The following is a 26,618-nucleotide window of genomic DNA, read 5'->3' as shown; positions in this document are numbered from 1 at the left end:
GCCGGACCACGAACCTGACCCGGGAGGACCTCCGTGAGCAGTAGCGACCGGAAGAACGGCGTGCCGAGCACCGTGACCGCGATACCGCTGGTCGATCCGCACGCTCCCAAGCCCGACCCGTCGATCGGTGACCTGGTCAAAGATGCGACCGCGCAGGTGTCGACGCTGGTGCGCGCCGAAGTCGAACTGGCGCGCGCGGAAATCACCCGCGACGTCAAGAAGGGGCTCACCGGCAGCGTCTTCTTCATCTCCGCGCTCGTGGTCCTCTTCTACTCCACCTTCTTTTTCTTCTTCTTCGTCGCCGAACTGCTCGATACGTGGCTGTGGAGATGGGTTGCCTTCCTGATCGTGTTCGGCGTCATGGTCGTCGTCACCGCGGTCCTGGCGTTGTTCGGCTATCTCAAGGTGCGACGCATTCGAGGTCCACAGAAGACGATCGAGACGGTCAAGGAGATCCCCGACGCGTTGACGCCGGGGCATGACAAGGCCAAGGCGCTTTCCGCGGACGCGGCGGCCCAGACCGCGGACCCGTCCGGCTGGTAATGGCGCGGAGCCGCACCGGCGGCGACATCGGACGGCCGCCTGACCCGTCGGTCGTGCGCATCGACGGTCCTTGGCGCCATCTGGAGGTGCACGCCAACGGCATCCGGTTCCACGTGGTGGAGGCCGTCTCGAGGCCTGACGACATCGCGGAACCGCGGACCGAACGGCCCCTGGTGATCCTGTTGCACGGTTTCGGCTCGTTCTGGTGGTCGTGGCGACACCAGTTGCGCGGACTGCGCAATGCCCGTGTGGTCGCGGTGGACCTGCGCGGCTACGGCGCCAGCGACAAGCCGCCGCGCGGCTACGACGGCTGGACGCTGGCCGGTGACACCGCGGGGCTGGTGCGTGCGCTGGGCCATCCATCGGCGACGCTGGTCGGCCACGCCGACGGCGGCCTGGTGTGCTGGGCCACATCGGTGCTGCATCCGCGCATGGTCCGTGCGATCGCGGTGGTCAGCTCGCCGCACCCCGCAGCGCTGCGCACGTCTACGCTCACCAGACGCGGCCAGGGCCGCGCGTTGCTGCCGTGGATGTTGCGCTACCAGCTGCCGATGTGGCCCGAACGGGCACTGACCCGCCACGACGGGGCCGAGTTGGAGCGCGTGGTGCGCAGCCGTGCCAGCGCGAAATGGGTTGCTTCTGCAGATTTCTCCGAAACCATCGGCTACATGCGCCGCGCCATCCAGATCCCGTCGGCCGCCCACTCCGCGTTGGAGTACCAGCGTTGGGCGGTGCGCAGTCAGCTACGCGGCGAGGGGCGCCGGTTCATCCGGTTGATGAAAAAGCCCGTGTCCGTGCCCATGTTGCACATTCGCGGTGACGCCGACCCGTACGTGCTGGCCGACCCTGTGCATCGGACCCAGCGCTATGCGCCGCACGGGCGCTATGTATCGATCGCCGGCGCAGGGCATTTCGCACACGAGGAAGCGCCCGAAGAAGTCAACGAACAATTGTCCCGCTTCCTCGACATCATCTGAGACGGCGGTCAGCCGTTGACGCAGGTGCCGGTGGCGACCTGCGCGGTGTTGCCGATTCTGCCGAGTTGGTGGCCAACCTCCCTGGTGGTCAGCACGAAGCCGGTCTCGGCATCGTCGACCGCCGCGCCGAACACCACACCGAGGACCTGGCCCTGTCGGTCGATCATCGGACCGCCCGAATTGCCTTGCCGCACAGTACCTCTGATCGTGTATACCTCGCGGTCTACGGTCTTGGTCTTGTAGATGTCGGGACCTTTGAGCTCAATGGTCTCGCGTACCCGAGCCGGGGTGGCCTGGAAATCTCCTCCGCCCGGATAGCCCAGCACCAGCGCATCGGTACCGCTCTTCGCCGGCTCCTGCGCGAACGGCAGCGGCGCCGACTGCAGACCCGGCACGTCGAGGATCGAGATGTCGGCGTCCGGGTCGTAGGACACCACGGTGGCGTCGTAGGTCTGGCCGTCGGCCTCGACCGTCACCGTCTCCGCGCCTGCGACGACGTGGGCGTTGGACATCACCCGGCTGGGTGCGACGACGAAACCCGTTCCCTCCAAGACCTTTTGGCAACCCGGCGCGACACCGCGGATCTTCGCGATGCTCGGCCGGACCGCAGCGACGACGGGATCGTTGATCAGCGTGGCATCCGGCGCATCGACATTGGCGATCGGTGTACGGCCGAACGGCTGCAGCACGTCGGGCAGGCCGGAGGTATCCAGCAGGGCCTTGAGCCGGTTGGGCACCGCCTTCAGCCAGGGTGGCGCGACCGAGTCGACCCGGCTCAGCACCTTCGAACCACGCACGGCGGCGGCGAGATTCGGCTGATTGGTCGACGTCAGCGGCGTCGCGAGAAGATAAGCCACCACCGCGACGGCCAACACCATCACGCCGACGCCGATTATCGAGTCGAATAGCCGCAGCCCAGGGTTGCGGATGGCGCCGCGAACCGCGCGCCCCAAGACGACGCCGGCGATTTCGCCGATCACCACCAGACCCAGGATCAGAAATAGCGTGATGAACAACTGGGTTCGTGTACCGGCGAAGTTGGCGACGATGTGCGGTGCGAGCAGCACTCCGGCCACGGCGCCCAGGACCACCCCGACGAACGACAGCAGCGAGCCCAACGCCCCGGACCGCCAGCCGGAGATCGCCGCCACGAACGCGACCGCCAAGACGGTCATGTCGAGCCACTGCGACGACGTCATAGTTGTGCCTCCCCGTCAGTGTCATCATGACCGACGAGGGCCATCGCTTGCTCCAACTCCCGCACGTCTTCTGTGTTCCAGGGCTGAGCCCAGCCGGCGACGTCGAGCATCGCCGAGATCACCTGCCCGGTGAAACCCCACACCAGCATCTGGTTGAGAAGGAAGGCGGGCCCGGCGAGGCGCCGCGTGTTCTCTCTGCGGTACACCATCAGCCGATTCTCCGGATTGACGAACGCGCGCACCGGGACACGCGCAACGATCGCGGTCTCGGATTCGTCGACGACGGCCACCGGACCCGGATCCTGCGAATAGGCCAGCACCGGCACCACGTGGAATCCCGACGGCGGGATGAACATCTTCTCCAGCGTCGCCAGCGGGTGCAGCCGGCTGGTGTCGATGCCGGTTTCCTCGTTGGCCTCACGCAGCGCGGTGTCGATGGGGCCTTCGTCGCCGGGATCGGCCGCGCCGCCGGGAAACGCGGCCTGGCTGGCGTGGTGACGAAGAGTCGACGCGCGCACGGTCAGCAGCAGATCGGCCTCGTCGGGCAGGCCGCCGTTCGGAGAGTCTTCAGGACCCGAAAAAAGTGCCAGCACCGCCGCGTCGCGGCCGCCGCCGGTCACCGCGGCCTTCACGTTGGCGGCCGTGACCAACGCGAGCAGTTCGGCAGGCACGCGCCGCCGGTAGGCGCGTTTCACGGCGTGGGCATTGTCCACCAGCGGCTTCAACCAGGCGGGAGCAGCGTCGGGAGTCAGCCGACCCCGTTCGCTCTCCCAGTTCACCCAGGCACTCCTATCTGTGGACCGACGGCGGCGGCGATCTCGTCCGCACTGGCGAACGACCGCGGCAGGATCTCGGCAACGCTACCGTCCGACCGCAGCACAACGGTTGCGGGCATGACGTTGGGCACCTGCAGCGCGGCGGCGATCAACCGCCTGCCGTCCTGCAGCGTCGGCAGGTGCACGCCGAGCTCCGCAAGCCGCAGAAGCGCGGCGGTTTCATTTTCGTCCTGGTGCACGGTCACGACCGTCGCGGCCGCACCGACCCGCCGCTGATATTCGGCCATCGCGGGTAGTTCGTCGGCGCACGGTCCGCACCAGTACGCCCACAGGTTGAGCACGACCGCACGTCCGGCAAGCGCCTTCGCGACGTCGACGCGTGCGCCGTTGCCTACGCATTGGACCGTGATGCCGTGCAGCTTCAGCGGGCCTTGGCCGGGCCCGTCGCCGGGGCAGGGGGCCAGCCGCGCCTGCGCCCGCGGACCGGCCAGCGCCTCGGGTGTGTCGGCGTCGCGGTGCTCCCGGGCGGGCGGTTGTCCTGGTCTCGTCGATCCGCCGCTGCGGTCCAGCTGTAGCCACAGCGCCACCCCGAGCGCGAGGACCACGACCAGGACGGCCACGGTCCAGCGAGTCGACGTGCTCATGGCCGGGGCGCGCAGCGTTTACAGCCCGGCCAACGCCAGCAGGTGCTCGGTTTCCGGCCCCTTCACCAGCGGGGCTGCCACGAGAGGATCCGTCGGCCCGATCCCGTAAGACGGGCAGTCCTTGGCGAGCACGCACACGCCGCAGGCGGGCTTACGGGCATGACACACGCGGCGGCCGTGGAAGATCACCCGGTGGCTCAGGTCGGTCCACTCCTTGCGTTCGATCAGAGCACCGATGGCGTGCTCGACCTTGACCGGATCCTCCTCCTCGGTCCACCGCCAGCGCCGGACTAGCCTGCCGAAATGGGTGTCGACGGTGATGCCCGGAATACCGAAGGCGTTTCCCAGGATCACGTTGGCGGTCTTGCGGCCGACCCCGGGCAGCGTGACGAGCTGCTCCATGGTGGAGGGCACCTCGCCGTCGAACCGCTCGACGAGTTCCTGGCCGAGCCGGATCAGCGCGTTGGCCTTGTTTCGGTAGAACCCCGTCGGCCGCACCATCTCCTCGAGCTCGGTGCGGTCAGCCTGTGCGTAGTCCCTGGCCGTGCGATATTTGGCGAACAATGCGGGCGTGGTGAGGTTGACGCCTTTGTCGGTGCTCTGCGCCGACAGGATGGTCGCCACCGTCAGCTCGAGCGGGTTGGTGAAGTTCAGTTCGCAGTAGACGTGTGGGAAGGCTTGCGCGAGTTTGCGATTCATGCGACGCGCCCGACGGACCAGGCCGAGGTGTGTCTCGTTGTCCCACTTGCGCGTAGCGGCTGCCGCGCGTGGTTTGGGTTGCGTCGCCTTCTCGGCGGAAGACTCACCTACAGTCACCCTGCAAGGGTACTGAGAGGGGGCGACAGCACTACTGCGGACCGGTGACAATTCGTGATCCCGACGAGACCTTGGGCGTGTTAACTACCTGCTTGTGTCGTGGCTGCTCGCGGTCCTCATCCCGGGGATGCTGATGTTGGCGATCCTTGGGCTCGAGCGGCTCGAATCGGGCCTCGACGACGGCGCAGTATCGGCCAGCGACGTCGCTGCATTCTTGGAGCAGGCGCAGGCGGATGACGTTCATACCCTGGCCCGCGACGGGATGCCGACAGCGTTGGATGGCATGCAACGCCGGCTGCAGGGACGCGTCGCCGAGGCGCCCGTTGCCAGACCTCTTAGTACCGAAGAGGACTGGCTGCAGTTGCCGACGCCGCAGTATCAATACAACCGCGAAATTCCTGGGTTTCAGCAGTATCGGCACGCCGATCGTGTGTAGCGTGGCTACGCACGAAATAACCAGCCTCTAGACTGATCTCGCAAACCGGTTAGAGGTCGGCGCGCGTATGTCATATCACCCGACAGCTTAAGAGGGGCAACGTGGACGAGATCCTGGCCAGGGCCGGAATCTTCCAGGGGGTTGAGCCAAGCGCCGTATCCGCGCTGACAAAACAGCTTCAGCCCGTCGACTTCCCCCGCGGGCACACGGTGTTCGCCGAGGGCGAGCCCGGCGATCGGCTGTTCATCATCATATCGGGCAAGGTGAAGATCGGCCGCCGGTCTCCTGACGGCCGCGAGAACCTGCTGACGATCATGGGCCCGTCGGACATGTTCGGCGAGCTGTCGATCTTCGACCCGGGGCCGCGCACGTCAAGCGCCACCACGATCACCGAGGTGCGCGCCGTATCGATGGACCGCGACGCGCTGCGCGCGTGGATCGCCGACCGGCCTGAGATCGCCGAGCAGCTGCTGCGGGTGCTGGCCCGCCGACTGCGCCGCACCAACAACAACCTCGCCGACCTGATCTTCACTGACGTCCCGGGCCGCGTCGCCAAGCAGCTGCTGCAGCTGGCGCAGCGCTTCGGCACGCAGGAGGGCGGCGCGCTTCGCGTCACCCACGACCTGACCCAAGAGGAGATCGCGCAGTTGGTCGGCGCGTCCCGGGAGACGGTCAACAAGGCGCTCGCCGATTTCGCCCATCGCGGCTGGATCCGGTTGGAGGGCAAGAGCGTGCTGATCTCCGACAGCGAGCGGCTGGCCCGCCGAGCGCGCTAGCGATTTGGGCGTGAAAACCCGCGCCCATCGCGGGAAATCACGCCGAAATCGCGGAGGTAGTCGAGCTGCGCCTGGACGCTCCATTCCGCGTAGTCCCATAGCTTTTCGTCGACGTCGGTGTAGACGTATTCGACCACCTGGCGGGCGGTCGCGTCGTCACCCAGCACCCGCAACGCGTCGCGCACCTGTTCCAGCCGCTCCTCGCGATGCGCCAGGTACATCGCGGTGATGGCCTCGAGGTCGGAGAGGTTGGGCCCGTGTCCCGGCAGCACCGCGCGGTGGCCCAAGCCATGCAGTCGCTTCAGCGATTCGAGATAGTCGCCGAGTGAGCCGTCCTCGGCGTCGATCACGGTGGTGCCCCGCCCCAGCACGGTGTCGGCGGTCAGCACGGCGTCCTCGAGCACGAACGACAACGAGTCGGCGGTGTGCCCGGGCGTGGCCATCACGGTGATGCGCAGCCCGGCCGCGTCGATGACCTCGCCGTCGGACAACGGGCCGCCGAGGCCTCGCAGGTAGCCGCTGCCGACCGAGCGGACCACCGCGCCGGTGCGCTCGACGAGCTTGTCGATACCGCCGGTGTGGTCCTCGTGCTTGTGGCTGATCAGCACCAGCGGGATGGTGCCGAGTGCCGCGATGGCGGCGATGTGCTCGTCGTCATCCGGTCCAGGGTCGACGACGACGATCTCGTCGCTGCCCCTACCGCGCAACACCCACGTGTTGGTGCCGTCCAGCGTCAACAGCCCGGGGTTGTTGCACAGCAGCACCGATGCCGTCTCGGTCACCGGGCGCAGCACCCCATACGCCGGGTGCTGATCGTCGCTCACGCGACCTCGACAATGATCTCGACCTCCACCGGCGCGTCCAGCGGCAGCTCGGACACCCCGACGGCGGACCGCGCGTGCGCGCCGGCCTCGCCGAACACTTCGCCGAACAGTTGGGAGGCACCGTTCACCACACCGGGCTGCCCGTGGAAGCCCGGTGCCGACGCCACGAAGCCGACGACCTTTACCACCTTGACGATGGAGTCGATGCCGACCAGCGAGTCGACGGCGGCCAACGCGTTGAGTGCGCAGATGCGGGCCAGCGTCTTGCCGATCTCCGGCGTGACCTCGAGGCCGACCTTGCCAGTCGCCACGAGCTCGCCATTGACCAGTGGCAGCTGTCCGGCGGTGTAGACGAGGTTCCCGGTCCTGACGGCCGGCACATACGCCGCCAACGGTTTGGCCAGTTCGGGCAGCGTGATCCCTAGCTCGGACAGCCGCGCCGACCAGCCGCTGCTCACTTCGGCCGCTTCAGATACGCGACGTGCTGCTCACCGGTGGGTCCCGGCAGCACGGACACCAACTCCCAACCGTCTTCGCCCCACTGGTCGAGAATCTGCTTGGTGGCGTGCGTCAGCAACGGGACCGTCGCGTACTCCCACCGGGTCGTTTCGCTCATGTGGCTGAGCTTATCGGTCGGGCGGGACGGCTTCGTTAGCATGCAGTGATGGGCACCGAGGCAAACGACCGCAAGACGGTCGGCTGGCCGTCGCGTCTGACCAAGGCGCGGCTGCACTTCGTCACCGGCAAGGGCGGCACCGGAAAGTCGACCATCGCCGCTTCGCTGGCGCTGGCGCTGGCCGCCGGCGGCCGGAAGGTGTTGTTGGTCGAAGTCGAAGGGCGCCAAGGCATTGCGCAGCTTTTCGACGTTCCGCCCTTGCCGTACGAGGAAGTCAAGATCGCGACGGCCGACGGCGGCGGGACGGTCAATGCGCTGGCCATCGACATCGAGGCGGCGTTCCTGGAGTATCTCGAGATGTTCTACAACCTCGGGCTGGCGGGGCGGGCCATGCGGCGCATCGGTGCCGTCGAGTTCGCCACCACCATCGCGCCGGGCCTGCGCGACGTCCTGCTCACGGGCAAGATCCGCGAGATCGTCACGCGCGGCGAGAAGGGTAAGCAGCCGGTGTACGACGCTGTCGTCGTCGACTCGCCGCCGACGGGGCGCATCTCCCGCTTCCTCGACGTCACCAAGGCCGTGTCGGATCTCGCCAAGGGCGGGCCGGTGCACTCGCAGGCCGAGAGCGTGGTGAAGGTGCTGCATTCGGACCTCACGGCCATCCACCTGGTGACGCTGCTCGAAGCGCTGCCCATGCAGGAGACCATCGAGGCCATCGACGAACTGCAGGACCTGGATCTGCCGATCGGCAGCGTCATCGTCAACCGCAACATCCCCGCCTACCTCGCGCCCGACGCGCTCGCCAAGGCTGCCGAAGGTGACGTCGACGCCGACAAGGTGCGCGCCGACCTGACCAAAGCGGGAATCACATTGTCCGACAGCGACTTCGCGGGCCTGCTCACCGAGACCATCCAGCATGCCACCCGCATCACGGCTCGCGCCGAGAGCGCCGAGCAGCTCGACGAGATCGAGGTGCCGCGGCTCGAACTGCCCGCCATACCCGACGGCGTTGACCTGGGCAGCCTCTACGAATTGGCAGAAGCGCTCAACCATCAGGGGGTCAGATGAGCACCACACCGCCGGCCCTGGACATGGCCTCGATCCTGAACGACACCTCCAACCGCGTCGTGGTCTGTTGCGGCGCAGGCGGTGTCGGCAAGACCACGACGGCAGCGGCGATGGCCCTGCGCGCCGCGGAGTATGGCCGCACTGTCGTGGTGCTGACCATCGACCCGGCCAAGCGGCTGGCCCAGGCGCTGGGAATCAAGGACCTCGGCAATACGCCGCAGCGGGTGCCGCTGGCACCGGAGGTGTCCGGCCAGCTGCACGCGATGATGCTCGACATGCGTCGCACATTCGACGAAATGGTCGTCCAGTACTCGGGACCCGAACGCGCGCAAGCGATTTTGGACAACCAGTTCTATCAAACGGTCGCCACCTCCCTTGCCGGCACGCAGGAGTACATGGCGATGGAGAAGCTGGGCCAGCTGCTGGGCGAGGACCGGTGGGATCTGGTGGTCGTCGATACGCCGCCGTCGCGCAACGCGCTGGACTTCCTGGATGCGCCGAAACGGTTGGGCGGCTTCATGGACAGCCGCCTGTGGAAGCTGCTGCTCGGGCCCGGCCGCGGCATCGGCAAGCTGGTGTCAGGGGCGATGGGGCTCGCCATGCGCGCGCTGTCGACCGTCCTCGGTTCTCAGATGCTTTCCGACGCAGCGGCATTCGTGCAGTCGCTGGACGCCACGTTCGGCGGATTCCGCGAGAAGGCCGACCGTACCTACGAGCTGCTGAAGCGGCGCGGCACCCAGTTCGTCGTGGTGTCGGCAGCCGAGCCCGATGCGCTGCGCGAGGCGGCGTTCTTCGTCGACCGCCTGTCCGAAGAGCACATGCCGCTGGCCGGGCTGATTCTCAACCGGACACATCCGATGTTGTCGTCGCTGCACGCCGACAAGGCCGAAGAAGCCGCAGACGTGCTCGCGGTCGACGATCCTGAGTCGCTGACCGCGGCGGTGCTGCGGATTCATTCCGATCGGGCCGGCACGGCCAAACGTGAAGTACGGCTGCTGTCGCGGTTCACGGGCGCCAACCCGCACGTCTCGATCGTCGGCGTGCCGTCATTGCCGTTCGACGTCTCAGACTTGGAGGCGCTGCGCGCGATCGCCGATCAGATCACCGGCGAGGCCGCGGCCTAGCGGGCCGTTATACGGCGCTGCGGTGTTTGCGCTGGGCGGTGAAGAACTCGGCCCAGGACACCACCTCGGGATGTTGCTTGAGTAGTGCGCGGCGCTGCCGCTCGGTCATGCCACCCCACACGCCGAACTCGACACGGTTGTCCAGGGCATCGGCGCCGCATTCCAAGATCACTGGGCAGTGCCTGCAGATGACCGCGGCTTTGCGCTGGGCCGCGCCACGGACAAACAGTTCGTCCGGGTCAGCCTGGCGGCATCGGGCCTGAGAAACCCATGCAATACGGGCCTCGGCCTCCGCGCCTTGGACCAAACTGCTGGGAAGTGAAGTGGTGGTTGTTGTCCTACGCGCGACTGGCCGTGTGCTCGACACCAGCGTTTCCCCTTAAGTCCAGCCGCCGTGACTTGACGGCTCGCTCCCTCGGTGTAAATCGCTGCTGCGATCTACGCCACATTGCGCAGGTCTCTGTTACCTGAATCGCACTGTAGGTACAAGCTAGGTGGTCACACGCTATTTATGCAACTCTTTGTTTGCCCCTTTTTTGGGACACCCGTCCAGACTCGCCCGACGGCGGCGGCGCGAATTGCGGCGTATGTGGCTTTATGCTGGCAAGTTGGGCTCGAGGCGCGGAGCATTAGCAAGCCTGGCTAGTCTATAGGGCATGCCGGAGCGCCCGCCGAATCGACCGCCGGCGACGGTCACGGTCATCAAATTGGCGTGGTGTTGCCTGCTGGCAAGCGTGGTGGCGGCGGGGTTGATGTTCCCCATCGTCGGCGGCTTCGGCCTGATGTCGAACCGGGCTTCGGATGTGGTTGCCAACGGGTCGGCGCAACTGGTCGAGGGCGAGGTGCCCGGCGTCTCGACGATGGTGGACGCGAAGGGCAACGTCATCGCCTGGCTGTATTCGCAGCGCCGGTTCGAGGTGCCCAGCGATCAGATCGCCGACACGATGAAGCTGGCCATCGTCTCGATCGAGGACAAGCGGTTTGCCGAGCACAACGGCGTCGACTGGAAGGGCACGCTGACGGGTGTGTCGGGCTACATGTCCGGCAACGCGGACACTCGCGGTGGCTCCACCCTCGAGCAGCAGTACGTGAAGAACTATCAGCTGTTGGTCCTGGCGCAGACCGACGCCGAGAAGCGGGCCGCCGTCGAGACCACGCCGGCGCGCAAGCTGCGTGAGATCCGCATGGCGCTCACCCTTGACAAGACCTTCACCAAACAGGAAATCCTCACCCGCTATCTGAACCTGGTTTCGTTCGGCAACAACGCTTTTGGCATTCAGGACGCCGCGCAGACCTACTTCGGGATCAATGCTTCCGAGTTGAACTGGCAGCAGTCCGCGCTGCTTGCTGGCCTGGTGCAGTCCACCAGCACGCTGAACCCGTACACCAATCCCGACGGCGCACTTGCCCGGCGCAATCTCGTGCTCGACACGATGATTCAGAACATCCCGCAGGAAGCCGATGCGCTGCGCGCCGCCAAGCAGGAGCCGCTGGGAATCCTGCCGCAGCCGCAGGAGCTGCCGCGGGGCTGCATCGCCGCCGGCGATCGCGCATTCTTCTGCGATTACGTGCTCGACTATCTGGCCCGCGCCGGCATCAGCAAGGAGCAGGTGGCCAGGGGCGGCTATCTGATCAAGACGACGCTGGACCCCGATGTGCAGGCACCGGTGAAGTCGGCGATCGACGGCATCGCAAGCCCGGACCTGCACGGCATCGCCAGCGTCATGAGCGTCATCAAGCCCGGCAAAGACACTCATGCGGTGCTGGCAATGGCGAGCAACCGGACCTATGGCTTGAACATCGATGCCGGCGAAACCATGCAGCCGCAACCATTTTCGCTTGTCGGCGACGGCGCAGGGTCCATCTTCAAGCTCTTCACCACCGCGGCCGCGCTCGACATGGGCATGGGCATCAACGCTACCCTCGACGCGCCCAGCCGCTTCGAGGCCAAGGGTCTGGGCAGCGGCGGCGCCAAAGGTTGTCCGCCAGCGACCTGGTGTGTGCAGAACGCCGGTAACTACCGCGGCTCGATGAACGTCACCGACGCGTTGGCTACGTCACCCAATACGGCCTTCGCCAAGCTCATCTCCCAGATCGGGGTGCAGCGCACCGTCGACATGGCGGTCAAGCTCGGGCTGCGGTCGTATGCGCTGCCTGGTACCGCGCGCGACTACGACCCGGAGAGCAACGAGAGCCTCGCCGATTTCGTCAAGCGCCAGAACCTCGGCTCGTTCACACTCGGTCCGATCGAGGTCAACGCCCTCGAGTTGTCCAACGTCGCCGCGACGCTGGCGTCGGGCGGCATGTGGTGTCCGCCCAACCCCATCGACAAGGTGTTCGATCGGCACGGCAACGAGGTGTCGGTCACCACGGAAACGTGTGAGCAGGTCGTGTCCGAGGGGTTGGCCAACACGCTGGCCAATGCGATGAGCCACGATTCGGTGGGCAACGGTACCGCCGCGGGTTCGGCGGGTTCCGCGGGCTGGGACCTGCCGATGTCGGGCAAGACGGGAACAACGGAGGCGCACCGCTCGTCGGGATTTCTCGGCTTCATCAACACCCTGGCCGCCGCCAACTACATCTATGACGACTCCACCGAGCCCGGCGAGCTGTGCTCATTCCCGTTGCGGCAGTGCGGTTCTGGAAACCTGTTCGGCGGCAACGAGCCCGCTCGTACGTGGTTCACCGCGATGAAGCCGATTGCCAACAACTTCGGCGAGGTGAAGTTGCCGCCGACCGACCCGCGCTACGTCGACGGGGCGCCGGGCGGTCGGGTGCCCAGCGTGTCGGGCATGAGTCAGGACCTGGCGCGGCAGCGGCTGAAAGAGGCCGGCTTCCAGGTGTCCGACCAGACCAACTCGGTCAACAGCACGTCGTCGTATGGCACCGTCGTCGGCACCTCGCCGTCTGGCCAGACGGTCCCCGGTTCGATCATCACCCTGCAGATCAGCAACGGCATTCCGCCGCCACCTCCGCCGCCGCCGGAGGGCATTCCGGGTCTGCCGATCGCCGGGTCGACGGTGGTCGAGATTCCCGGCTTGCCGCCCATCACGGTCCCGGTGCTCGGGCCGCCGCCACCTCCGTAAAGAGGTGTGGACAGCCGAAGGGCAGTAGGCTGCGAGGCATGTCAGCCCCTTCTACCCTGAAGAAATCCGCCGCGGTGGCCGCAGGCACGCTTGCGGCCGGAATCGGTTACGCGTCGATCATCGAGCGGAACGCGTTCGTCACCCGCGAGCTGACCATGCCCGTCCTGACACCGGGTTCCACCCCGCTGCGGGTGCTGCACATCAGCGACATCCACATGCGGCCCAACCAGCGACGCAAGCAGGCCTGGCTGCGCGAGCTCGCCAGCCTGCAGCCCGACCTAGTCGTGAACACCGGTGACAACCTTGCGCATCCGAAGGCGGTGCCCGCGGTCGTGCAGACCCTGGGTGATCTGCTATCGGTGCCCGGTGTCTTCGTGTTCGGCAGCAACGACTATTTCGGGCCGCGGCTGAAGAACCCGGCGAACTACCTGACCAACCCGTCTCACCGGTCGTTCGGCCAGCCGCTGCCCTGGCAGGATCTACGCGCCGCCTTCACCGAGCGCGGTTGGCTGGACCTGACCCACAACCGCCGCGACATCGAGGTCGCCGGGCTGCGCATAGCCGCCGCCGGTGTGGACGATCCGCACCTGAAGCGCGACCGCTACGAGACCATCGCCGGGCCTGCCGATCCCACGGCCAATCTGCGGCTCGGCCTGACCCATTCGCCCGAGCCGCGAGTGCTGGACCGGTTCGCCGCAGACGGGTATCAGCTGGTGATGGCCGGCCACACTCACGGCGGGCAGCTGTGCCTGCCGTTCTACGGCGCCATCGTGACCAACTGCGACCTGGACCGGTCACGGGCCAAGGGGCCCTCGCGCTGGGGCGCCAACATGGCCCTGCATGTCTCGGCGGGCATCGGCACGTCGCCGTTCGCGCCGCTGCGGTTCTGCTGCAGGCCCGAGGCGACGCTGCTGACGTTGGTGGCGGCGCCGACCGGCGGTCGTGACGCCGGCAAACGGGTGGGTCAATCCCACCCGACCGCTTCGGTGCGGTGACCGACGCGCCGTCGAGCGCGACTCGCAGCCAGCCCCGCGAGTGGGTGGACAACGCGATCCGGCTGATCGAGGCCGATGCGCGCCGCAGCGCCGACACCCATCTGCTGCGGTATCCGCTGCCGGCGGCCTGGTGTGACGGCGTCGACGTCGCGCTGTATCTCAAGGACGAGTCGACTCATATCACCGGCAGCCTCAAACACCGGCTGGCGCGGTCACTGTTTCTCTACGGGTTGTGCAACGGATGGATCGGCGAGCACACCACCGTCATCGAGGCGTCGTCGGGTTCGACGGCGGTGTCCGAGGCGTATTTCGCGGCGTTGCTGGGTCTGCCGTTCATCGCTGTGATGCCGTCGTCGACGAGCGCTGCGAAGATCAAGCTGATCGAATCACAAGGCGGCCGTTGCCATTTCGTGGCTGAGTCGTCGCAGGTGTACACCGAGGCGGAGCGGCTGGCCGACGAGACCGGTGGACATTACCTGGATCAGTTCACCAACGCCGAACGGGCGACCGACTGGCGCGGCAACAACAACATCGCCGAGTCGATCTACGTACAGATGGGCCAGGAGGCCCATCCGATTCCGGAGTGGATCGTCGTCGGCGCGGGCACCGGCGGGACCAGCGCGACGATCGGTCGCTACATCCGCTACCGGCGCTACCCGACGCGGCTGTGTGTTGTCGACCCGGAGAACTCGGCTTTCTTTCCCTCGTACGCCCAAGGTCGCGGCGACATCGTCACCGGAGCGTCGTCACGGATCGAGGGGATCGGCAGGCCGCGGGTCGAACCGTCGTTTCTGCCCGACGTCGTCGACCGGATGATGTGCGTGCCCGACGCCGCGTCGATCGCGGCCGCGCAGCATGTCAGCACCGTGCTAGGCCGACGGGTGGGCCCGTCGACGGGAACGAACATGTGGGGAGCGTTTCACCTGCTGGCAGAGATGGTTGCCGCCGGATGCGGCGGGTCGGTGGTAACGCTGATCGCCGACAGCGGCGACCGCTACGCCGACACCTACTTCAGCGACGAGTGGCTGGACAGCGCCGGACTCGATCCGTCATCGGCGGCGGCCGTGCTCGCCGAGTTCGAACGGTCCGCCCGCTTGCCCTGATCGTCGCGATCACGGGTCAAAGGACCGTCGGACGTCAGGAACAGCCACAGCGCAGCCAGGACGAAGAAACCCACGTAAATCGAGGCTCCCAACCCAGTCATCTCGGGCCTGCTTTCACAACCGATGTACGGCTACTTGCCGTCATTCTGCACAACAACACCGACAATCAAGATTCATCCCGCGGCGTGGCGTGACCTGCGACGCGATTTGGCGGCGCACCTAGCGCGTGCGATACGCTGTCGTGGCTTCACGCGGGGTGTGGCGCAGCTTGGTAGCGCGCTTCGTTCGGGACGAAGAGGTCGTGGGTTCGAATCCCGCCACCCCGACTGCGTTAAATGGGCTAACTTTTTGGGTTTGACCGGTAGCTACGCCGGGAATCACAAGCAGCGTGACGTTGGCTTCACCCGTGCTCGAACCTGCGCTGCCCTGGGCAACAGGACCGCTGTCCTCTACCGTTCGTAGCCTTCTGGAGTGCCGCCCGCCGCAGCGGACGTTCAGCCCGGTCTCGCTGCCGATGGCCGACGCTGACCCCTATGGTCTCGATCTGCACTTGGCGCTCTACGTCTGCTACGAGTTGCACTACCGCGGCTTCGCCGGCGTGGACTCCCGCTGGGAGTGGAACCCGGTGCTGCTGGCCGTGCGGACCCAGCTCGAGGATGTGTTCCTCGAAGCCGTGAGTCGCGACGTCGGCGACATTCCCGAGGATGCCAGCGCCGCAGCGGAAATGGATGCCCTCTGCATCGAGCCGGTCGATGGCACAGGCCTGTCCTACTATCTGCGCGACGAGGGCACCTGGGAGCAGATGCAGGAGTACTTCGTGCACCGCTCGCTGTACCACCTGAAGGAGGGCGACCCGCACGCGTTCGCGATCCCACGGCTGCGCGGGCAGGCCAAGGCGTCGTTCGTGGCCATCGAGTTCGACGAGTTCGGTGGCGGCCGCGGCTCTGCGCTGCATCAGCAGCTGTTCGCCGACCTGATGCACGCCGCCGGTCTGGATCCGACCTACCTCGCCTACCTCGACGCGGTTCCCGCCGAGTCGCTCGCGGTGGTCAACCTGATGTCGATGTTTGGGCTGCACCGCAACCTGCGCGGCGCCGCGATCGGTGACTTCGCCTCGACCGAAATCACCTCGTCGCCGGGGTCACGTCGCCTCGTCGAAGCACTGCGCCGAATGGGCGCGCCCGAACCGTGCATCCACTTCTACGCCGAACACGTCGAGGCCGACGCGGTGCACGAGCAGGTGGTCCGCACCGACGTCGTCGGCGACATGGTGGCCAACGAGCCACATCTGGACCGCGACATCGTCTTCGGGATCAGGGCCAAGGATGTGCTCGAGGGACGGTTGGCGAGCCACATCATGGACTGCTGGACGGCCGGGCGGTCGTCGCTACGCAGGCCGCTGAGCTGAGGCGTCGGCCCGCCGCCGTTTACGGTGGCTGGTGTCGCACAGCGGGTAGTTCTTCGAACGACGGCACGTACAGATCGCCACCATGAAGCGATCGGATTCCACGACGCTGCCGTCGGGCATCTCGATGCGGACCGGCCCCTCGACCATGAGGGGTCCGGACGGCACCACCCGCACGGTGCGGGCATCGTCGCTCACGCCTTGTCCGCTCTGATCACCACGAGTTCTTCTTCCCGGCGACCCGGATCGAGCCGACCGGTGTCTTCAAGCCACTGCGCCCGCGCCGACAGCACTGGACCGAACGGAATCCATTCCCACGCAAGAATTTCCGCGTCCAGGCCACAACTTGCCAGGGCGGCCAGCGTCTTGCGTGGTTCGGCGAACTCGGACTGCACGAGCAGCATCGTGCCGCCTTCGGCGAGCAGGCCCCGCATCGACGCGCACAGCGGGTCGAGTACTAGCCGGCCGTCATAACCGGCGTCCCACGCGCGAGACGGTCCCACGTGCTCCGGCAGGTTCAGGTCGTCGATGGCCGGATCATGCGGAACGTAGGGCGGATTGCACACCACCAGGTCGTACGGCCCGAATTCGGCGGCACGCGCCCACGAGCCGAGATGAACAGTGACATCGACGCCGGCCATCGACACCTGCTGGCGCGCGAAATGCGCCGCACGCGGACAGATGTCGAAAGCGGTCACCTCGGCAGCGCCCTGATCAGCGGCCGCGATCGCGACGACACCGCTACCGGTGCACAAGTCGGCCACGCGGCGGCCGCGTGCCAGCCCGGTCTTGTCCATGACGTCGATCAGCAGACGGGAATCTTCCTGCGGCGTGTATACGCCCTCTGTGACGACCGGTGCGTCCCAGTCGTTGTAGGCAGTGGTCAACATCGGCCTTTCGCGCATGATCGTGATGGGTCAAGCTTTGAATTAATGCCCCATATCAGCGGTGTTAAACCAGCGCTACGTGTTTGCTCCGCCCCCACCGGGGCAATCACGACTGGTGCAGTTCTCCGATATCGCCGCCCTGCCAGTGCGGCTGGGCTCCGCTGTCCGCGGCCGCCGGCTGTTCCATCCCGTCGGCATCCTTGCCGAGGGGACGCTGGAACGGCTGGCGCCAGCAGGCGAAGGACTGCCGATGGCATCCGGCGACGTCATCGGCCGCGTCTCGAAGGGCATCGGTCTCCCCGGGGCGCTTCCCGACATCGCGGGACTGGCCTGGCGAATGCGGGTGTCCGACGCAACCACACCGTGGGATGTGCTGCTGGCCTCGACGGTCCGCAACCGACTTTTGTTGGCGCCGGCCGCCAAGTGGTGGGGAACCACCTTCTCCAGCCTCATGCCGTTTCGCCACGGTGACGGGGTGTGGTGGATCCGAGCCCGGCTCACCACCGAAATCGACGTGGCGGGTTTGCCCCTCGACGCCATCCGCAGCCACCTCGGCTCCACCGGCGTCGACTTCCTGGTCGACCAGGCGGCGGGCACCGGCGAGTTTCTGCCGCTGGCGCGACTGACGCTGCGGCGTCCGCACGTCGAGGACGTCGCGTTCGATCCGATCCTCAACACCGATCCCGACGTGCAGCCGTTGCCGCAGTGGCTGGCCGACTTCCGGCGCGCCGCCTACCGCCGTAGTCGCGAGGGCCGCGACGCATAAGCGCCGTCAGTCGGGCGGCTCCTGATCGGGCTCGGCCACGTCGGGTGCGATCTCCCGAGTGGCCATGCCGCCCTCGCGGCCTTCGTCGGCTGGTCCCGGCCGGCCGCCCTTCTTCTCGCCTGCGGTTTCGTCGTCGTAGAGTCCCTTGCCGCGAGTCATCACGTTTCTCCTTCGTCCCCGGTGGGAGCTACCCGCAGTAGCGGCGTTTCAACCGCATCCCCCGGGGTATGGGGTGCGAACCCTCAACGGTCTGAAAGGTTTTGAGATGGATGCTTTGACGTTTCTCCGAGAGGACCACAAAAGCGTGCTAGGGATGCTCGAGGTCCTCGACGGTGCGCCCACCGGTTCCGGCGCACAGCAAAGCGGATTGGAAACCATGGTGACCAACCTCATCATCGCCGAATCGCAGCACGAAGCCGTCGAGGAACAGTTTTTCTGGCCTGCTGTACGGGAGGCACTCGACAGCGGTGACGAACTCGCCGATGTTGCGATACAGCAGGAGCAGGAAGGCAAGAAGCTCCTACAGCGCCTTGAAGACGGTAAGCCGGGCGACCCCGACTACCACGAGGCGTTGCAGGAGTTCGTCAAGGCAGCCCGCGAGCACATCATGTACGAGCAGGACGTCGTCTGGCCGGTGTTCGAGTCGGAGGTCGGCCGTGAAGAGTTGGAGAAGCTGGGCGAAAAGCTGGAGACCGCGAAGAAGGCCGCACCGACGCGACCGCATCCAGACACTCCTCCCAATCCGACGGTGCTCAAGACTATGGGTATGGGAGCTGCGGTGATGGACCACGTGCGTGACGCCGTCAGCGGGCGGGCGGCAGAGAATCCACCTGATCCCCAGCAGCACTGACCTCGGCATGCCAAAGGCCGATGCCACGTTCCGGCACCGACCTTCCGCATGTATCAGCGTGTATCAGGTTGTGGGCGTGCGCTGTTCGTGTGTAAACGGCTTTTCACACGGTACGTCTGGCTGACCTTCGGGATTGTTCTTTGCGCCCTTGTTCTCCCGAATCTTTGTGCCCAGCCACTCTTCTTCGGGCTTCTGGACGTACTTCCATTTCATGCCGTCCGGCCACGGTCCCTGGCCCTGATTCCACGGCCCGCGACTGGATCTGCCTCCACCGTTGGACATGTTGAACGCCACGTTCTGGAAGCGGTCGTCGCCGGCGAGAGTACCTGGCGGGAAGTTCACCGGTAGTTCGTTGAGCGCTGCAGTGAATTGCTGGTAATGAGCGATCTCGCGTGTCATCAGGAAGGTCAGGGTGTCCTGAACGCCGGGATCGTCGGTGAACTGCTTCAGATATTCGTAGACGATCTTCGCTCGCGATTCAGCGGCGAGGTTGTTGCGTAGATCGACGGTGGGGTCGCCGTTCGCGTCGATGAACGCTCCGGTCCAGTTGTTGCCGGCGGAGTCTTTGGCGTCGGGGCCGCCCCCGCTGAGGACGAAGAAAAGCGGGTTGACTGCGACCTGATGAATGGCCTGCTCGCGGCCGTCTGCGCTCGCCACCGCGGGCATCCAGTCACACCGCTCGTTGGCCAGCTTCAGGTCGTCGTTCAGGCCATCCAGCAGCATCGTGATTGTCGAGCCGACCATTTCGAGGTGGCTGAGTTCTTCTGTGGCGATGTCCATGAACAGGTCGTACATCTTCGGGTTTTTCTGTCGCAGCACGAACGCCTGAATGAAGTATTGAAGCGCCGCGGTGAGTTCTCCGTTCGCTCCGCCGAACTGCTCCATGAGCAGAGAAGCGAACCGCGGGTCGGGCTTTTCGACCCGTACCTCGAATTGAAGGTCTTTGTTGTGGACGAACATCGGCATCTCCGAGCTGTTGAAGTAGTGCAGAACGTGCCGGGTACCCGAGAGCGTTCGGCCCAAACTCGTTGACTAGCCTGCTGCAGCGCGCAGCTTCTGCAGCAGCGTCCCGGCGGCCTCCTCGAGGAATTCGTTCTGGCCGGCGTCGCCGACCTGGACGAGCGCGATGTCGGTGAAGCCGGCCTTCCAGTACTCGCTGACGGCCTCGACGATCGCGTCGAGATCCGGTCCGCACGGAATGGATTCGGCGACGTCGGATGGTTTGACGAACTGCGTAGCGCCCTCGAAGCCCGCCGTGGTCGGCAAGTCGGAATTCACCGCCCAGCCACCGGCGAACCACCGGAACTGGTCGTGTGCGCGCGCGATCGCGGCGTCGCGGTCGGGATCCCAGCAGATCGGGATCTGGCCGATGACCCGGACGTCGCCCGGCAGTCCGGTGCCGCGCCTTGCTTCATGCCATGCGTCGACAAGATCCTTGTTGGGTTCAACCGCGATGAGGTGGTCGGCCAGCGGGGCGAACAGCTCGACGGAACGGTCCCCGGACACGGCGGCCGCAATGGGGACGGGAACATCGGGCACATCCCAGATGCGGGCGGAGTCGACCTCGAAGTGCTCACCCTTCCAGTCGACGAGTTCGCCGGTGAACAGCTCGCGGATGATCTGAATCGCTTCGCGCAGCATCTCGTGTCGACGGGTGACCGTCGGCCACCGCTTCCCGACGACGTGTTCGTTGAGGTTCTCGCCGCTGCCCAGGCCGAGGGTGAAGCGGCCGTCGGCGAGGACCTGCAGGGTGGCTGCCTTCTGGGCGACCACGGCGGGGTGATACCGGATCGTCGGACAGGTGACATAGGTCATCAGCTCGACTCGTTCGGTGGCGTTGGCGACGGCTCCGAGGACCGACCATGCATACGGCGCATGCCCCTGGGAGGCCAGCCACGGAAAGAAGTGGTCGCTGGAGACCTCGAAGTCGAAGCCCACGCGCTCCGCCGAAACGGCATATCGGACAAGCTCTTTGGGTCCGCTCTGTTCGGTCATCAGGGTGTAGCCAAAACGCGTCATGGCACCCGATTACCCAGGTGACGAACACCGAAACGGCTACAGGCGGGCCTTGACCGCCGCCGAGAGGCGCGCCCCGTCGGCCTTACCAGCCGCGATCGCGGTGGCGGCCTTCATCACCTGACCCATCTGCTTCATGCCGGGGGCTTCGCCGGTCTCCTCGGCGACCTGCGCGATGGCGGTGTCCACCACGTCGGCCAACTCCGCTTCGGTCAGCGGCGTCGGCAGGTACTCGTCGATGATGCGGGCCTCGGCGTGTTCGTTGGCGGCCAGTTCACCGCGGCCGTTCTGGGTGTAGATCTCCGCCGATTCGCCGCGCTTCTTCGATTCCCTGGCCAACACCTTGAGCACGTCGGCGTCGGACAGTTCGCGCAACTGCTTACCGGACACTTCTTCGGTCTGAATGGCCGACAACAGCATCCGCAGTGTCGCCGTGCGCAACTTGTCCTGCGCCTTCATTGCAGCGGTCAGGTCTGTCCGAAGCCGGTCCTTGAGTTCCGCCATGACGCAAACGCTACGCCGACTCGCGTTGTCTTTTGTCGCGGTGATCGACAGGATGGTTGCCATGAGCAACCCGGGGTATCCGCCGCCCGGCTATCCCGCTGGCTATCAGCCTTATCCCCCACCGGGCTACCAGGGCTACCCGCCGCCCGGCTATCCCGGCTACCCCCCGCCGGGGTTCAGCGCACCACCGTACGGACCACCTGCGTTCAAGCCCGGTGTCATCCCGCTGCGGCCGCTCAGCCTGACCGACATCCTCAACGGTGCCTTCTCCTATATCCGCACCAACCCGAAGGCCACGCTGGGCCTGACCACGATCGTCGTGGTGATCGCCCAGCTCATCGGGCTCGTGCTGCAGATCGGGCCGTTGGCAGCCATGGGTGAACTCGGGGTGTTGCGCGGCCAGGAAGGGTCGACGGCGGCGATGGTGGGCGAGTCGGCGTCGAACATTGCCAGCACGGTGACCACGCTGCTGTCGTCGATCGTGCTGAGCGGCATGCTCACAGTCATCGTCGGACGGGCGGTGTTCGGAGCCACGATCAGTATCGGCGAAGCGTGGCAACGGGTCCGGGGTCGGCTGTGGCCGCTGTTCGGCTTCATGGCGTTGTGGCTGCTCGCGGTCGCCGTTCCGATCTTCGTCGTGGGGTTCGTGATCATCGTCGCCGCCTCGTTGAGCGGTGCGGTGGCGTTCGTCATCGCGATCCCGTTGGTTCTGAGCCTGATTGCGCTGCTGGTCTACCTGTGGACGGTGCTCAGCTTCGCGCCGCCACTGATCGTGCTCGAGCGCCTCGGCGTCTTCCCCGCCATCAAGCGGTCGGTACGGCTGATCAAGGGGGACTTCTGGCGGGTGCTGGGGATCCGGCTGGTGGCCACGCTGGTTGCGGGCATCGTCGCGGCCGCGGTGGCGATCCCGTTCAGCCTCGTCGGCCAGTTAATGCTGGTGGGTTCCGAATCCACCGCGACGATCCCGCTGGCACTCGTGCTGGTCGCGATCGGCGGGGCGGTCGCACAGATCATCACGGCGCCGTTCAGTGCGGGTGCGGTGGTGCTGATCTACACCGATCGGCGGATGCGGGCCGAGGCGTTCGACCTGGTGCTGCAGACCGGGGCGGCGCCGGGCGCAGCGCCGGACTCGACTGATCATCTGTGGCTGACGCGGCAGCCCTGACGTGCCCGCGATCGACGTCGACCGTGACACCGCCCATGAGGCGGCGCAGCGCGAGCTCGCAAAACCCATCTATCCCAGGTCGTCGCTGACCGAACGCCTCGGGGACTGGCTCGACGACCTGCTTTACCGCATTGCGCAGGAAGGCTCTTCGTTGCCCGGCGGCTGGTTCACCATCACCGTACTGCTGATCATCCTCGCGGTGGCGGTGGTGGTCGCCGTGCGGATAGCGCGCCGGACCATGCGCACCAAACGCGGCGGCGAGCTGGCCCTGTTCGACTCCCACGAGCTGACGGCCGGTCAGCACCGCGCCACCGCCGAACAGTATGCGGCACAAGGTGACTGGGCCGCCGCCATCCGCCATCGCCTCAGAGCGGTTGCCCGCCAACTCGAAGAGGACGGTGTGCTCAACCCGGTGCCGGGCCGCACCGCCACCGAACTCGCGAAGGATGCGGGCGCGGCGGTACCGAACCTTGCCGACGAATTGACCGGCGCGGCAACGACTTTCAACGACGTCACCTACGGCGAACGGCCGGGTACCGAGCCGACCTACCGCATGATCGCCGACCTGGACGACCGGCTACGGGCGCGCGGGCCAGCCAGGACGGTCGCGCCGTGACGATGACCGCCGTCGGCCCGACGGTCATGCAGCGGTGGCGTAACTACCGATGGGTGCTCGTGGCGTTGGTCGTCGTCGGTGCCGTCATGACGGTCACGACCTTGCTGACCACGCCGCGGCCCGGCGGGCGAATGGACGCCGGCGCAACGTCCTCCGGAGGCGCCCACGCCCTCGTCACGTTGCTGCGTGACCGCGGCGTCGACGTGATAGTCGCCGACGACCTCGCCGCGGTGGAACGCGCGGCCACTCCCGATTCCCTTGTGCTGACGGCCCAGACGCACAACATCTCCGATGAGGACCTGCTGCGGCGGCTGGCAGCGGTACCCGGCGACCGGCTCCTCGTCGAGCCCGTCTCGCACGCCAGGGAGGTGCTGGCACCGCAACTGCGGCGCTCGGCGGGCGGCACCGCAGGCGGCCCACCCGACTGCGATATGCGGGAAGCGATGCGCGCGGGCGATGTTCAGTTCGGGGCAAGCGACACGTTCGAGGCGTCCGGCGAGGTGTCCGTGACTCGCTGTTACGACGGTGCCCTGGCCCGCTACACCGAGGGCGGGCGCACCATCACCGTGGTCGGCAGTTCGGAGTTCATGACCAACGCCGGGTTACCGAAGCAGGGCAACGCCGCGCTGGCGATGAATCTCTCGGGCACCCAGCCGCGGCTGGTCTGGTACGCCCCGCAGCGCCCCGAGGGCGATGAGACGTCAGGCAGCGCAACCATTTCCGATCTGATACCAGAGCGGGTGTTGTGGATCGTGTTGCAACTGTGCCTCGTCGTCGTGCTGCTGGCGCTGTGGAAGGCGCGCCGGATCGGCCCCCTGGTCGCCGAGGCGCTTCCGGTGGTGGTGCGCGCCTCCGAGACAGCTGAAGGCCGCGGCAGGCTGTACCGGTCGCGCCGCGCGAGTGACCGTGCCGCCGATGCCCTGCGCACGGCGACGCTGCAACGGCTCATGCCCAGGCTCGGCCTCGGACCCGACGCCGAACGCGCTGCCGTCGTCGAGACGGTGGCGCAGCGCATCGGGGGAGATCCGCAGGCAGTAGGACATACGCTGTTCGGGCCGCCGCCGGCAACCGACGCCGACCTGGTCAACCTGGCCAACGCGCTCGACGACATCGAAAGGCAGGTCGCACGCTCGTGACTCAGTCCGCAACCGCACCCACAGATACCGCGCGAAATGCGTTGCTGGCCTTGCGAAGCGAGATCGCTAAGGTGGTAGTAGGCCAAGATGCCGTGGTCAGCGGCCTGGTGATAGCGCTGCTGTGTCGCGGCCACGTGCTGCTCGAAGGTGTGCCCGGCGTTGCGAAGACCCTGCTGGTGCGAACGCTGGCGGCGGCTCTTCAATTGGAGTTCAAGCGTGTGCAGTTCACGCCGGATCTGATGCCGGGTGACGTCACCGGCTCGTTGGTGTACGACGCCCGCACCGCCGAGTTCGAATTCCACCCTGGCCCGGTGTTCGCGAATCTGCTGCTGGCCGACGAGATCAACCGGACGCCGCCGAAGACGCAAGCCGCGCTGCTGGAAGCGATGGAGGAACGTCAGGTCAGCGTCGAGGGTCAGCCGCGTCCGCTGCCTGATCCCTTCATCGTCGCCGCCACACAGAACCCGATCGAATACGAGGGCACCTACCAGCTGCCTGAGGCGCAGCTCGACCGGTTCCTGCTGAAGCTCACCGTCCCGCTGCCGCCGCGCGATCAGGAGGTCGCGATTCTGAACCGTCATGCGCGCGGCTTCGATCCGCGTGATCTGTCGGCGGTGCGGCCGGTCGCCGGCGTGGCGGAGCTCACCGCGGGCCGGGCCGCCGTACGCGAAGTGCTGGTGGCCGACGAGGTGCTGGGCTACATCGTCGACATCGTGGGCGCCACACGGCATTCGCCTTCACTGCAACTCGGTGTCTCGCCGCGCGGTGCGACCGCGTTGTTGGCCACGGCGCGGTCGTGGGCGTGGCTGTCCGGCCGCAACTACGTCACCCCCGACGACGTGAAGGCCATGGCACGTCCGACACTACGGCACCGGGTTGCGCTGCGGCCGGAGGCCGAACTGGAGGGCGCCAGCCCGGACGCCGTCCTCGACGGCATCTTGGCCGCGGTGCCGGTACCGCGATAGTGGTCCTCACCCGGCGCGCCGGCCTGGTGGCACTGATTTGCGTCCTCCCGATCGCACTATCACCCTGGCCCGCAACGGCTTTCGTCGTCCTGGCGGCCGCGTTGGCGGTCGCGGTGGCAGCCGATGTGTCGTTGGCGGCCAGCACGCGGCAGCTGCGGTTCACCAGGTCCGGCGACACCGCAGCGAGGCTGGGTCAGCCGGTGGCCGCCCGGCTGTCGATCGTGAATGCCGGACGGCGCCGCATGCGCGGGCAGATCCGCGACGCGTGGCCGCCCAGCGGGCGCGCGCAGCCACGCACCCATCCGGTGAATCTGTCTGCGGGCCAACACATTGACGTGGAAACCTGGCTGCGGCCGGTACGTCGCGGTGATCAGCGTTCGGCGTTGGTGACCGCGCGGTCGCTGGGCCCCTTGGGCCTGGCCGGCAGGCAGATCTCACACCGGGTGCCGTGGCAGATCCGGATCCTGCCGCCCTTCCTGTCGCGCAAACATCTGCCATCACGGCTGGCGAGACTGCGGGAACTCGAGGGCGCGGTGCCGGTGCTGATCCGGGGCCAGGGCACCGAATTCGACTCGCTGCGGGAATACGTCATCGGTGATGACGTCCGTTCCATCGACTGGCGCGCCACTGCACGCCGCGCCGACGTCGTCGTGCGCACCTGGCGGCCAGAGCGAGACCGGCGGATCGTGCTCGTGCTGGACACGGGCCGCACCTCGGCGGGCCGCGTGGGCGTCGACCCCACCAAGTCCGAACCCGGCGGTTGGCCGCGGCTGGACTGGTCGATGGATGCCGCGTTGTTGTTGGCGGCGTTGGCATCTCGGGCCGGCGACCACGTGGACTTCCTCGCCCACGACCGGGTGACCCGAGGCGGGGTATTCAACGCGTCGCGTACCGAACTGCTCGCCCAGTTGGTCAACGCCATGGCGCCGCTGGACCCGGCATTGGTCGAGTTGGACGCCGCCGCGGTGGTGGCCGCGGTGCAGCGTCGCGTCCGCAGGCGCGCACTGGTGGTGCTGATGACCGACCTCAACGCGTCGGCGCTCGACGAAGGGTTGATGACCGTTCTGCCGCAACTGTCGGCCAGACATCAGGTGCTGGTGGCCGCGGTCGCCGACCCCCGGATCGATCAACTGGCCGCCGGGCGGTCCGACGCCGCGCAGGTATACGACGCCGCGGCCGCCGAGCGGGCCCGCAACGACCGGCGGTCCATCGCGTCACGGTTGCGCCGACACGGAGTCGACGTCGTTGACGCGCCGCCGGACGAGTTGGCACCCGCGCTGGCCGATCATTATCTGGCGATGAAGGCCACCGGCCGGCTCTAAAGG

The 26,618-nt window shown here is 66.8% G+C and carries 31 protein-coding genes and 1 tRNA gene; 18 read left to right on the top strand and 14 right to left on the bottom strand.

Features of this window, described 5'->3' with window-relative positions:
• The first annotated feature begins 33 nt into the window (after positions 1-33).
• Together A5651_RS16135 and A5651_RS16130 are read left to right on the top strand one after the other, a co-directional pair.
• Entirely contained in the window at positions 34-543 is a 510-nt protein-coding gene (locus tag A5651_RS16135) for a phage holin family protein (protein ID WP_066982714.1), read from the top strand.
• Positions 543-1,520, top strand: a complete 978-nt coding sequence (locus tag A5651_RS16130) for an alpha/beta fold hydrolase (protein ID WP_066982711.1) — start codon at positions 543-545, stop codon at positions 1,518-1,520. The genes A5651_RS16135 and A5651_RS16130 overlap by 1 nt, the downstream gene beginning before the upstream one ends.
• A gap of 8 nt (positions 1,521-1,528) precedes the next feature.
• On the opposite strand, the gene marP is transcribed toward A5651_RS16130, so the two are convergent.
• The 4 genes from marP to nth are packed head-to-tail and all read right to left on the bottom strand — an operon-like array spanning position 1,529 to position 4,838.
• Complete coding sequence (gene marP / locus A5651_RS16125; RefSeq protein WP_066982709.1) at positions 1,529-2,719, bottom strand: acid resistance serine protease MarP; 1,191 nt, start codon at positions 2,717-2,719, stop codon at positions 1,529-1,531.
• Positions 2,716-3,498, bottom strand: a complete 783-nt coding sequence (locus tag A5651_RS16120; RefSeq protein WP_066982706.1) for a CoA pyrophosphatase — start codon at positions 3,496-3,498, stop codon at positions 2,716-2,718. Before A5651_RS16120 ends, marP begins: the two co-directional genes overlap by 4 nt.
• Positions 3,495-4,139: a TlpA disulfide reductase family protein gene (locus A5651_RS16115; RefSeq protein WP_066982704.1), complete on the bottom strand. Its 645-nt coding sequence runs from the start codon at positions 4,137-4,139 to the stop codon at positions 3,495-3,497. The genes A5651_RS16120 and A5651_RS16115 overlap by 4 nt, the downstream gene beginning before the upstream one ends.
• Positions 4,140-4,157: 18 nt before the next feature.
• Entirely contained in the window at positions 4,158-4,838 is a 681-nt protein-coding gene (nth, locus tag A5651_RS16110) for an endonuclease III (RefSeq protein WP_066982700.1), read from the bottom strand.
• A 244-nt stretch (positions 4,839-5,082) separates the two neighbouring features.
• Here nth and A5651_RS16105 point away from each other — a divergent pair, with 244 nt between their 5' ends.
• On the top strand, positions 5,083-5,391 hold the full coding sequence (locus tag A5651_RS16105; RefSeq protein WP_082943804.1) for a hypothetical protein: 309 nt from the start codon (positions 5,083-5,085) through the stop codon (positions 5,389-5,391).
• 101 nt (positions 5,392-5,492) lie between these two features.
• The gene (crp, locus tag A5651_RS16100) at positions 5,493-6,167 is read left to right on the top strand and encodes a cAMP-activated global transcriptional regulator CRP (protein WP_041312815.1); all 675 of its coding nucleotides are present in this window, start codon (positions 5,493-5,495) and stop codon (positions 6,165-6,167) included.
• Here the strand turns inward: crp and A5651_RS16095 are convergent.
• Genes A5651_RS16095 through A5651_RS25460 form a run of 3 tightly spaced genes read right to left on the bottom strand, consistent with a single transcriptional unit; the run spans position 6,164 to position 7,607 of the window.
• Positions 6,164-6,991, bottom strand: coding sequence for an MBL fold metallo-hydrolase (locus A5651_RS16095; protein ID WP_066982694.1), 828 nt, complete (start codon positions 6,989-6,991; stop codon positions 6,164-6,166). The genes crp and A5651_RS16095 overlap by 4 nt on opposite strands.
• Positions 6,988-7,449 carry a RidA family protein gene (locus A5651_RS16090; RefSeq protein WP_066982691.1) on the bottom strand — a complete coding sequence of 154 codons (462 nt, stop codon included), beginning with the start codon at positions 7,447-7,449 and terminating at the stop codon, positions 6,988-6,990. The genes A5651_RS16095 and A5651_RS16090 overlap by 4 nt, the downstream gene beginning before the upstream one ends.
• Positions 7,446-7,607, bottom strand: a complete 162-nt coding sequence (locus A5651_RS25460) for a DUF4177 domain-containing protein (RefSeq protein WP_156662974.1) — start codon at positions 7,605-7,607, stop codon at positions 7,446-7,448. Before A5651_RS25460 ends, A5651_RS16090 begins: the two co-directional genes overlap by 4 nt.
• 48 nt (positions 7,608-7,655) lie before the next feature.
• Here A5651_RS25460 and A5651_RS16085 point away from each other — a divergent pair, with 48 nt between their 5' ends.
• Both A5651_RS16085 and A5651_RS16080 read left to right on the top strand, forming a co-directional pair.
• Complete coding sequence (locus A5651_RS16085; protein ID WP_066982688.1) at positions 7,656-8,675, top strand: ArsA family ATPase; 1,020 nt, start codon at positions 7,656-7,658, stop codon at positions 8,673-8,675.
• Positions 8,672-9,799, top strand: coding sequence for an ArsA family ATPase (locus A5651_RS16080; protein WP_066982685.1), 1,128 nt, complete (start codon positions 8,672-8,674; stop codon positions 9,797-9,799). The genes A5651_RS16085 and A5651_RS16080 overlap by 4 nt, the downstream gene beginning before the upstream one ends.
• A 7-nt stretch (positions 9,800-9,806) precedes the next feature.
• Here the strand turns inward: A5651_RS16080 and A5651_RS16075 are convergent, their stop codons facing one another.
• On the bottom strand, positions 9,807-10,166 hold the full coding sequence (locus A5651_RS16075; RefSeq protein ID WP_066982682.1) for a WhiB family transcriptional regulator: 360 nt from the start codon (positions 10,164-10,166) through the stop codon (positions 9,807-9,809).
• A 289-nt stretch (positions 10,167-10,455) separates the two neighbouring features.
• Between A5651_RS16075 and ponA2 the strand changes: the two genes are divergently transcribed.
• The 5 genes from ponA2 to A5651_RS16050 all read left to right on the top strand — a co-directional run bounded on the left by ponA2 (position 10,456) and on the right by A5651_RS16050 (position 16,391).
• The gene (ponA2, locus tag A5651_RS16070) at positions 10,456-12,885 is read left to right on the top strand and encodes a transglycosylase/D,D-transpeptidase PonA2 (RefSeq protein ID WP_066982679.1); all 2,430 of its coding nucleotides are present in this window, start codon (positions 10,456-10,458) and stop codon (positions 12,883-12,885) included.
• A gap of 38 nt (positions 12,886-12,923) precedes the next feature.
• A complete protein-coding gene (locus A5651_RS16065; RefSeq protein ID WP_066982676.1) occupies positions 12,924-13,880 on the top strand; it encodes a metallophosphoesterase in 957 nt (318 codons plus the stop codon).
• Positions 13,877-14,983 carry a PLP-dependent cysteine synthase family protein gene (locus A5651_RS16060; RefSeq protein WP_066982673.1) on the top strand — a complete coding sequence of 369 codons (1,107 nt, stop codon included), beginning with the start codon at positions 13,877-13,879 and terminating at the stop codon, positions 14,981-14,983. The genes A5651_RS16065 and A5651_RS16060 overlap by 4 nt, the downstream gene beginning before the upstream one ends.
• Positions 14,984-15,235: 252 nt before the next feature.
• A tRNA-Pro gene (locus tag A5651_RS16055) sits at positions 15,236-15,309 on the top strand.
• Positions 15,310-15,371: 62 nt separating this feature from the next.
• Positions 15,372-16,391, top strand: a complete 1,020-nt coding sequence (locus A5651_RS16050) for an iron-containing redox enzyme family protein (protein ID WP_066982671.1) — start codon at positions 15,372-15,374, stop codon at positions 16,389-16,391.
• Here the strand turns inward: A5651_RS16050 and A5651_RS16045 are convergent.
• Positions 16,371-16,538: a CDGSH iron-sulfur domain-containing protein gene (locus A5651_RS16045; RefSeq protein ID WP_156662976.1), complete on the bottom strand. Its 168-nt coding sequence runs from the start codon at positions 16,536-16,538 to the stop codon at positions 16,371-16,373. The two genes, A5651_RS16050 and A5651_RS16045, sit on opposite strands and share 21 nt — an antisense overlap.
• A gap of 44 nt (positions 16,539-16,582) precedes the next feature.
• Complete coding sequence (locus A5651_RS16040) at positions 16,583-17,275, bottom strand: HemK2/MTQ2 family protein methyltransferase (RefSeq protein WP_066982766.1); 693 nt, start codon at positions 17,273-17,275, stop codon at positions 16,583-16,585.
• A gap of 79 nt (positions 17,276-17,354) precedes the next feature.
• On the opposite strand from A5651_RS16040, the gene A5651_RS16035 reads away from it, so the two are divergent.
• Positions 17,355-18,041: a phosphodiesterase gene (locus tag A5651_RS16035; protein WP_231988715.1), complete on the top strand. Its 687-nt coding sequence runs from the start codon at positions 17,355-17,357 to the stop codon at positions 18,039-18,041.
• 6 nt (positions 18,042-18,047) lie between these two features.
• On the opposite strand, the gene A5651_RS25745 is transcribed toward A5651_RS16035, so the two are convergent.
• Positions 18,048-18,200: a hypothetical protein gene (locus A5651_RS25745; protein ID WP_197496638.1), complete on the bottom strand. Its 153-nt coding sequence runs from the start codon at positions 18,198-18,200 to the stop codon at positions 18,048-18,050.
• Positions 18,201-18,306: 106 nt separating this feature from the next.
• Between A5651_RS25745 and A5651_RS16030 the strand changes: the two genes are divergently transcribed.
• Positions 18,307-18,891, top strand: coding sequence for a hemerythrin domain-containing protein (locus A5651_RS16030; protein ID WP_066982764.1), 585 nt, complete (start codon positions 18,307-18,309; stop codon positions 18,889-18,891).
• A gap of 63 nt (positions 18,892-18,954) precedes the next feature.
• Here the strand turns inward: A5651_RS16030 and A5651_RS16025 are convergent, their stop codons facing one another.
• The 3 genes from A5651_RS16025 to A5651_RS16015 all read right to left on the bottom strand — a co-directional run bounded on the left by A5651_RS16025 (position 18,955) and on the right by A5651_RS16015 (position 21,411).
• Positions 18,955-19,851: a manganese catalase family protein gene (locus A5651_RS16025; RefSeq protein WP_066982761.1), complete on the bottom strand. Its 897-nt coding sequence runs from the start codon at positions 19,849-19,851 to the stop codon at positions 18,955-18,957.
• 72 nt (positions 19,852-19,923) lie between these two features.
• The gene (locus A5651_RS16020) at positions 19,924-20,910 is read right to left on the bottom strand and encodes an LLM class F420-dependent oxidoreductase (RefSeq protein ID WP_066982662.1); all 987 of its coding nucleotides are present in this window, start codon (positions 20,908-20,910) and stop codon (positions 19,924-19,926) included.
• Between the two features lie 36 nt (positions 20,911-20,946).
• Entirely contained in the window at positions 20,947-21,411 is a 465-nt protein-coding gene (locus A5651_RS16015; protein WP_066982659.1) for a GatB/YqeY domain-containing protein, read from the bottom strand.
• Positions 21,412-21,472: 61 nt separating this feature from the next.
• On the opposite strand from A5651_RS16015, the gene A5651_RS16010 reads away from it, so the two are divergent.
• From A5651_RS16010 to A5651_RS15990, 5 genes are read left to right on the top strand one after another with little or no spacing between them, the layout of a single operon-like run.
• Entirely contained in the window at positions 21,473-22,576 is a 1,104-nt protein-coding gene (locus A5651_RS16010; RefSeq protein WP_231988714.1) for a glycerophosphoryl diester phosphodiesterase membrane domain-containing protein, read from the top strand.
• A gap of 1 nt (position 22,577) precedes the next feature.
• Positions 22,578-23,192, top strand: coding sequence for a DUF4129 domain-containing protein (locus A5651_RS16005; RefSeq protein ID WP_066982653.1), 615 nt, complete (start codon positions 22,578-22,580; stop codon positions 23,190-23,192).
• A gap of 2 nt (positions 23,193-23,194) precedes the next feature.
• Entirely contained in the window at positions 23,195-24,328 is a 1,134-nt protein-coding gene (locus A5651_RS16000; protein ID WP_066982758.1) for a DUF4350 domain-containing protein, read from the top strand.
• Complete coding sequence (locus A5651_RS15995) at positions 24,325-25,293, top strand: MoxR family ATPase (protein ID WP_066982650.1); 969 nt, start codon at positions 24,325-24,327, stop codon at positions 25,291-25,293. The genes A5651_RS16000 and A5651_RS15995 overlap by 4 nt, the downstream gene beginning before the upstream one ends.
• A complete protein-coding gene (locus A5651_RS15990) occupies positions 25,293-26,615 on the top strand; it encodes a DUF58 domain-containing protein (RefSeq protein WP_066982647.1) in 1,323 nt (440 codons plus the stop codon). The genes A5651_RS15995 and A5651_RS15990 overlap by 1 nt, the downstream gene beginning before the upstream one ends.
• The last annotated feature ends 3 nt before the right edge of the window (positions 26,616-26,618 follow it).

The sequence above is a fragment of the Mycobacterium sp. 1274761.0 genome, assembly GCF_001668615.1.
GTDB lineage: Bacteria > Actinomycetota > Actinomycetes > Mycobacteriales > Mycobacteriaceae > Mycobacterium.
The sequence above is the reverse complement of the archived record's forward strand: the minus strand, read 5'-3'. Positions and strand labels throughout refer to the sequence as shown.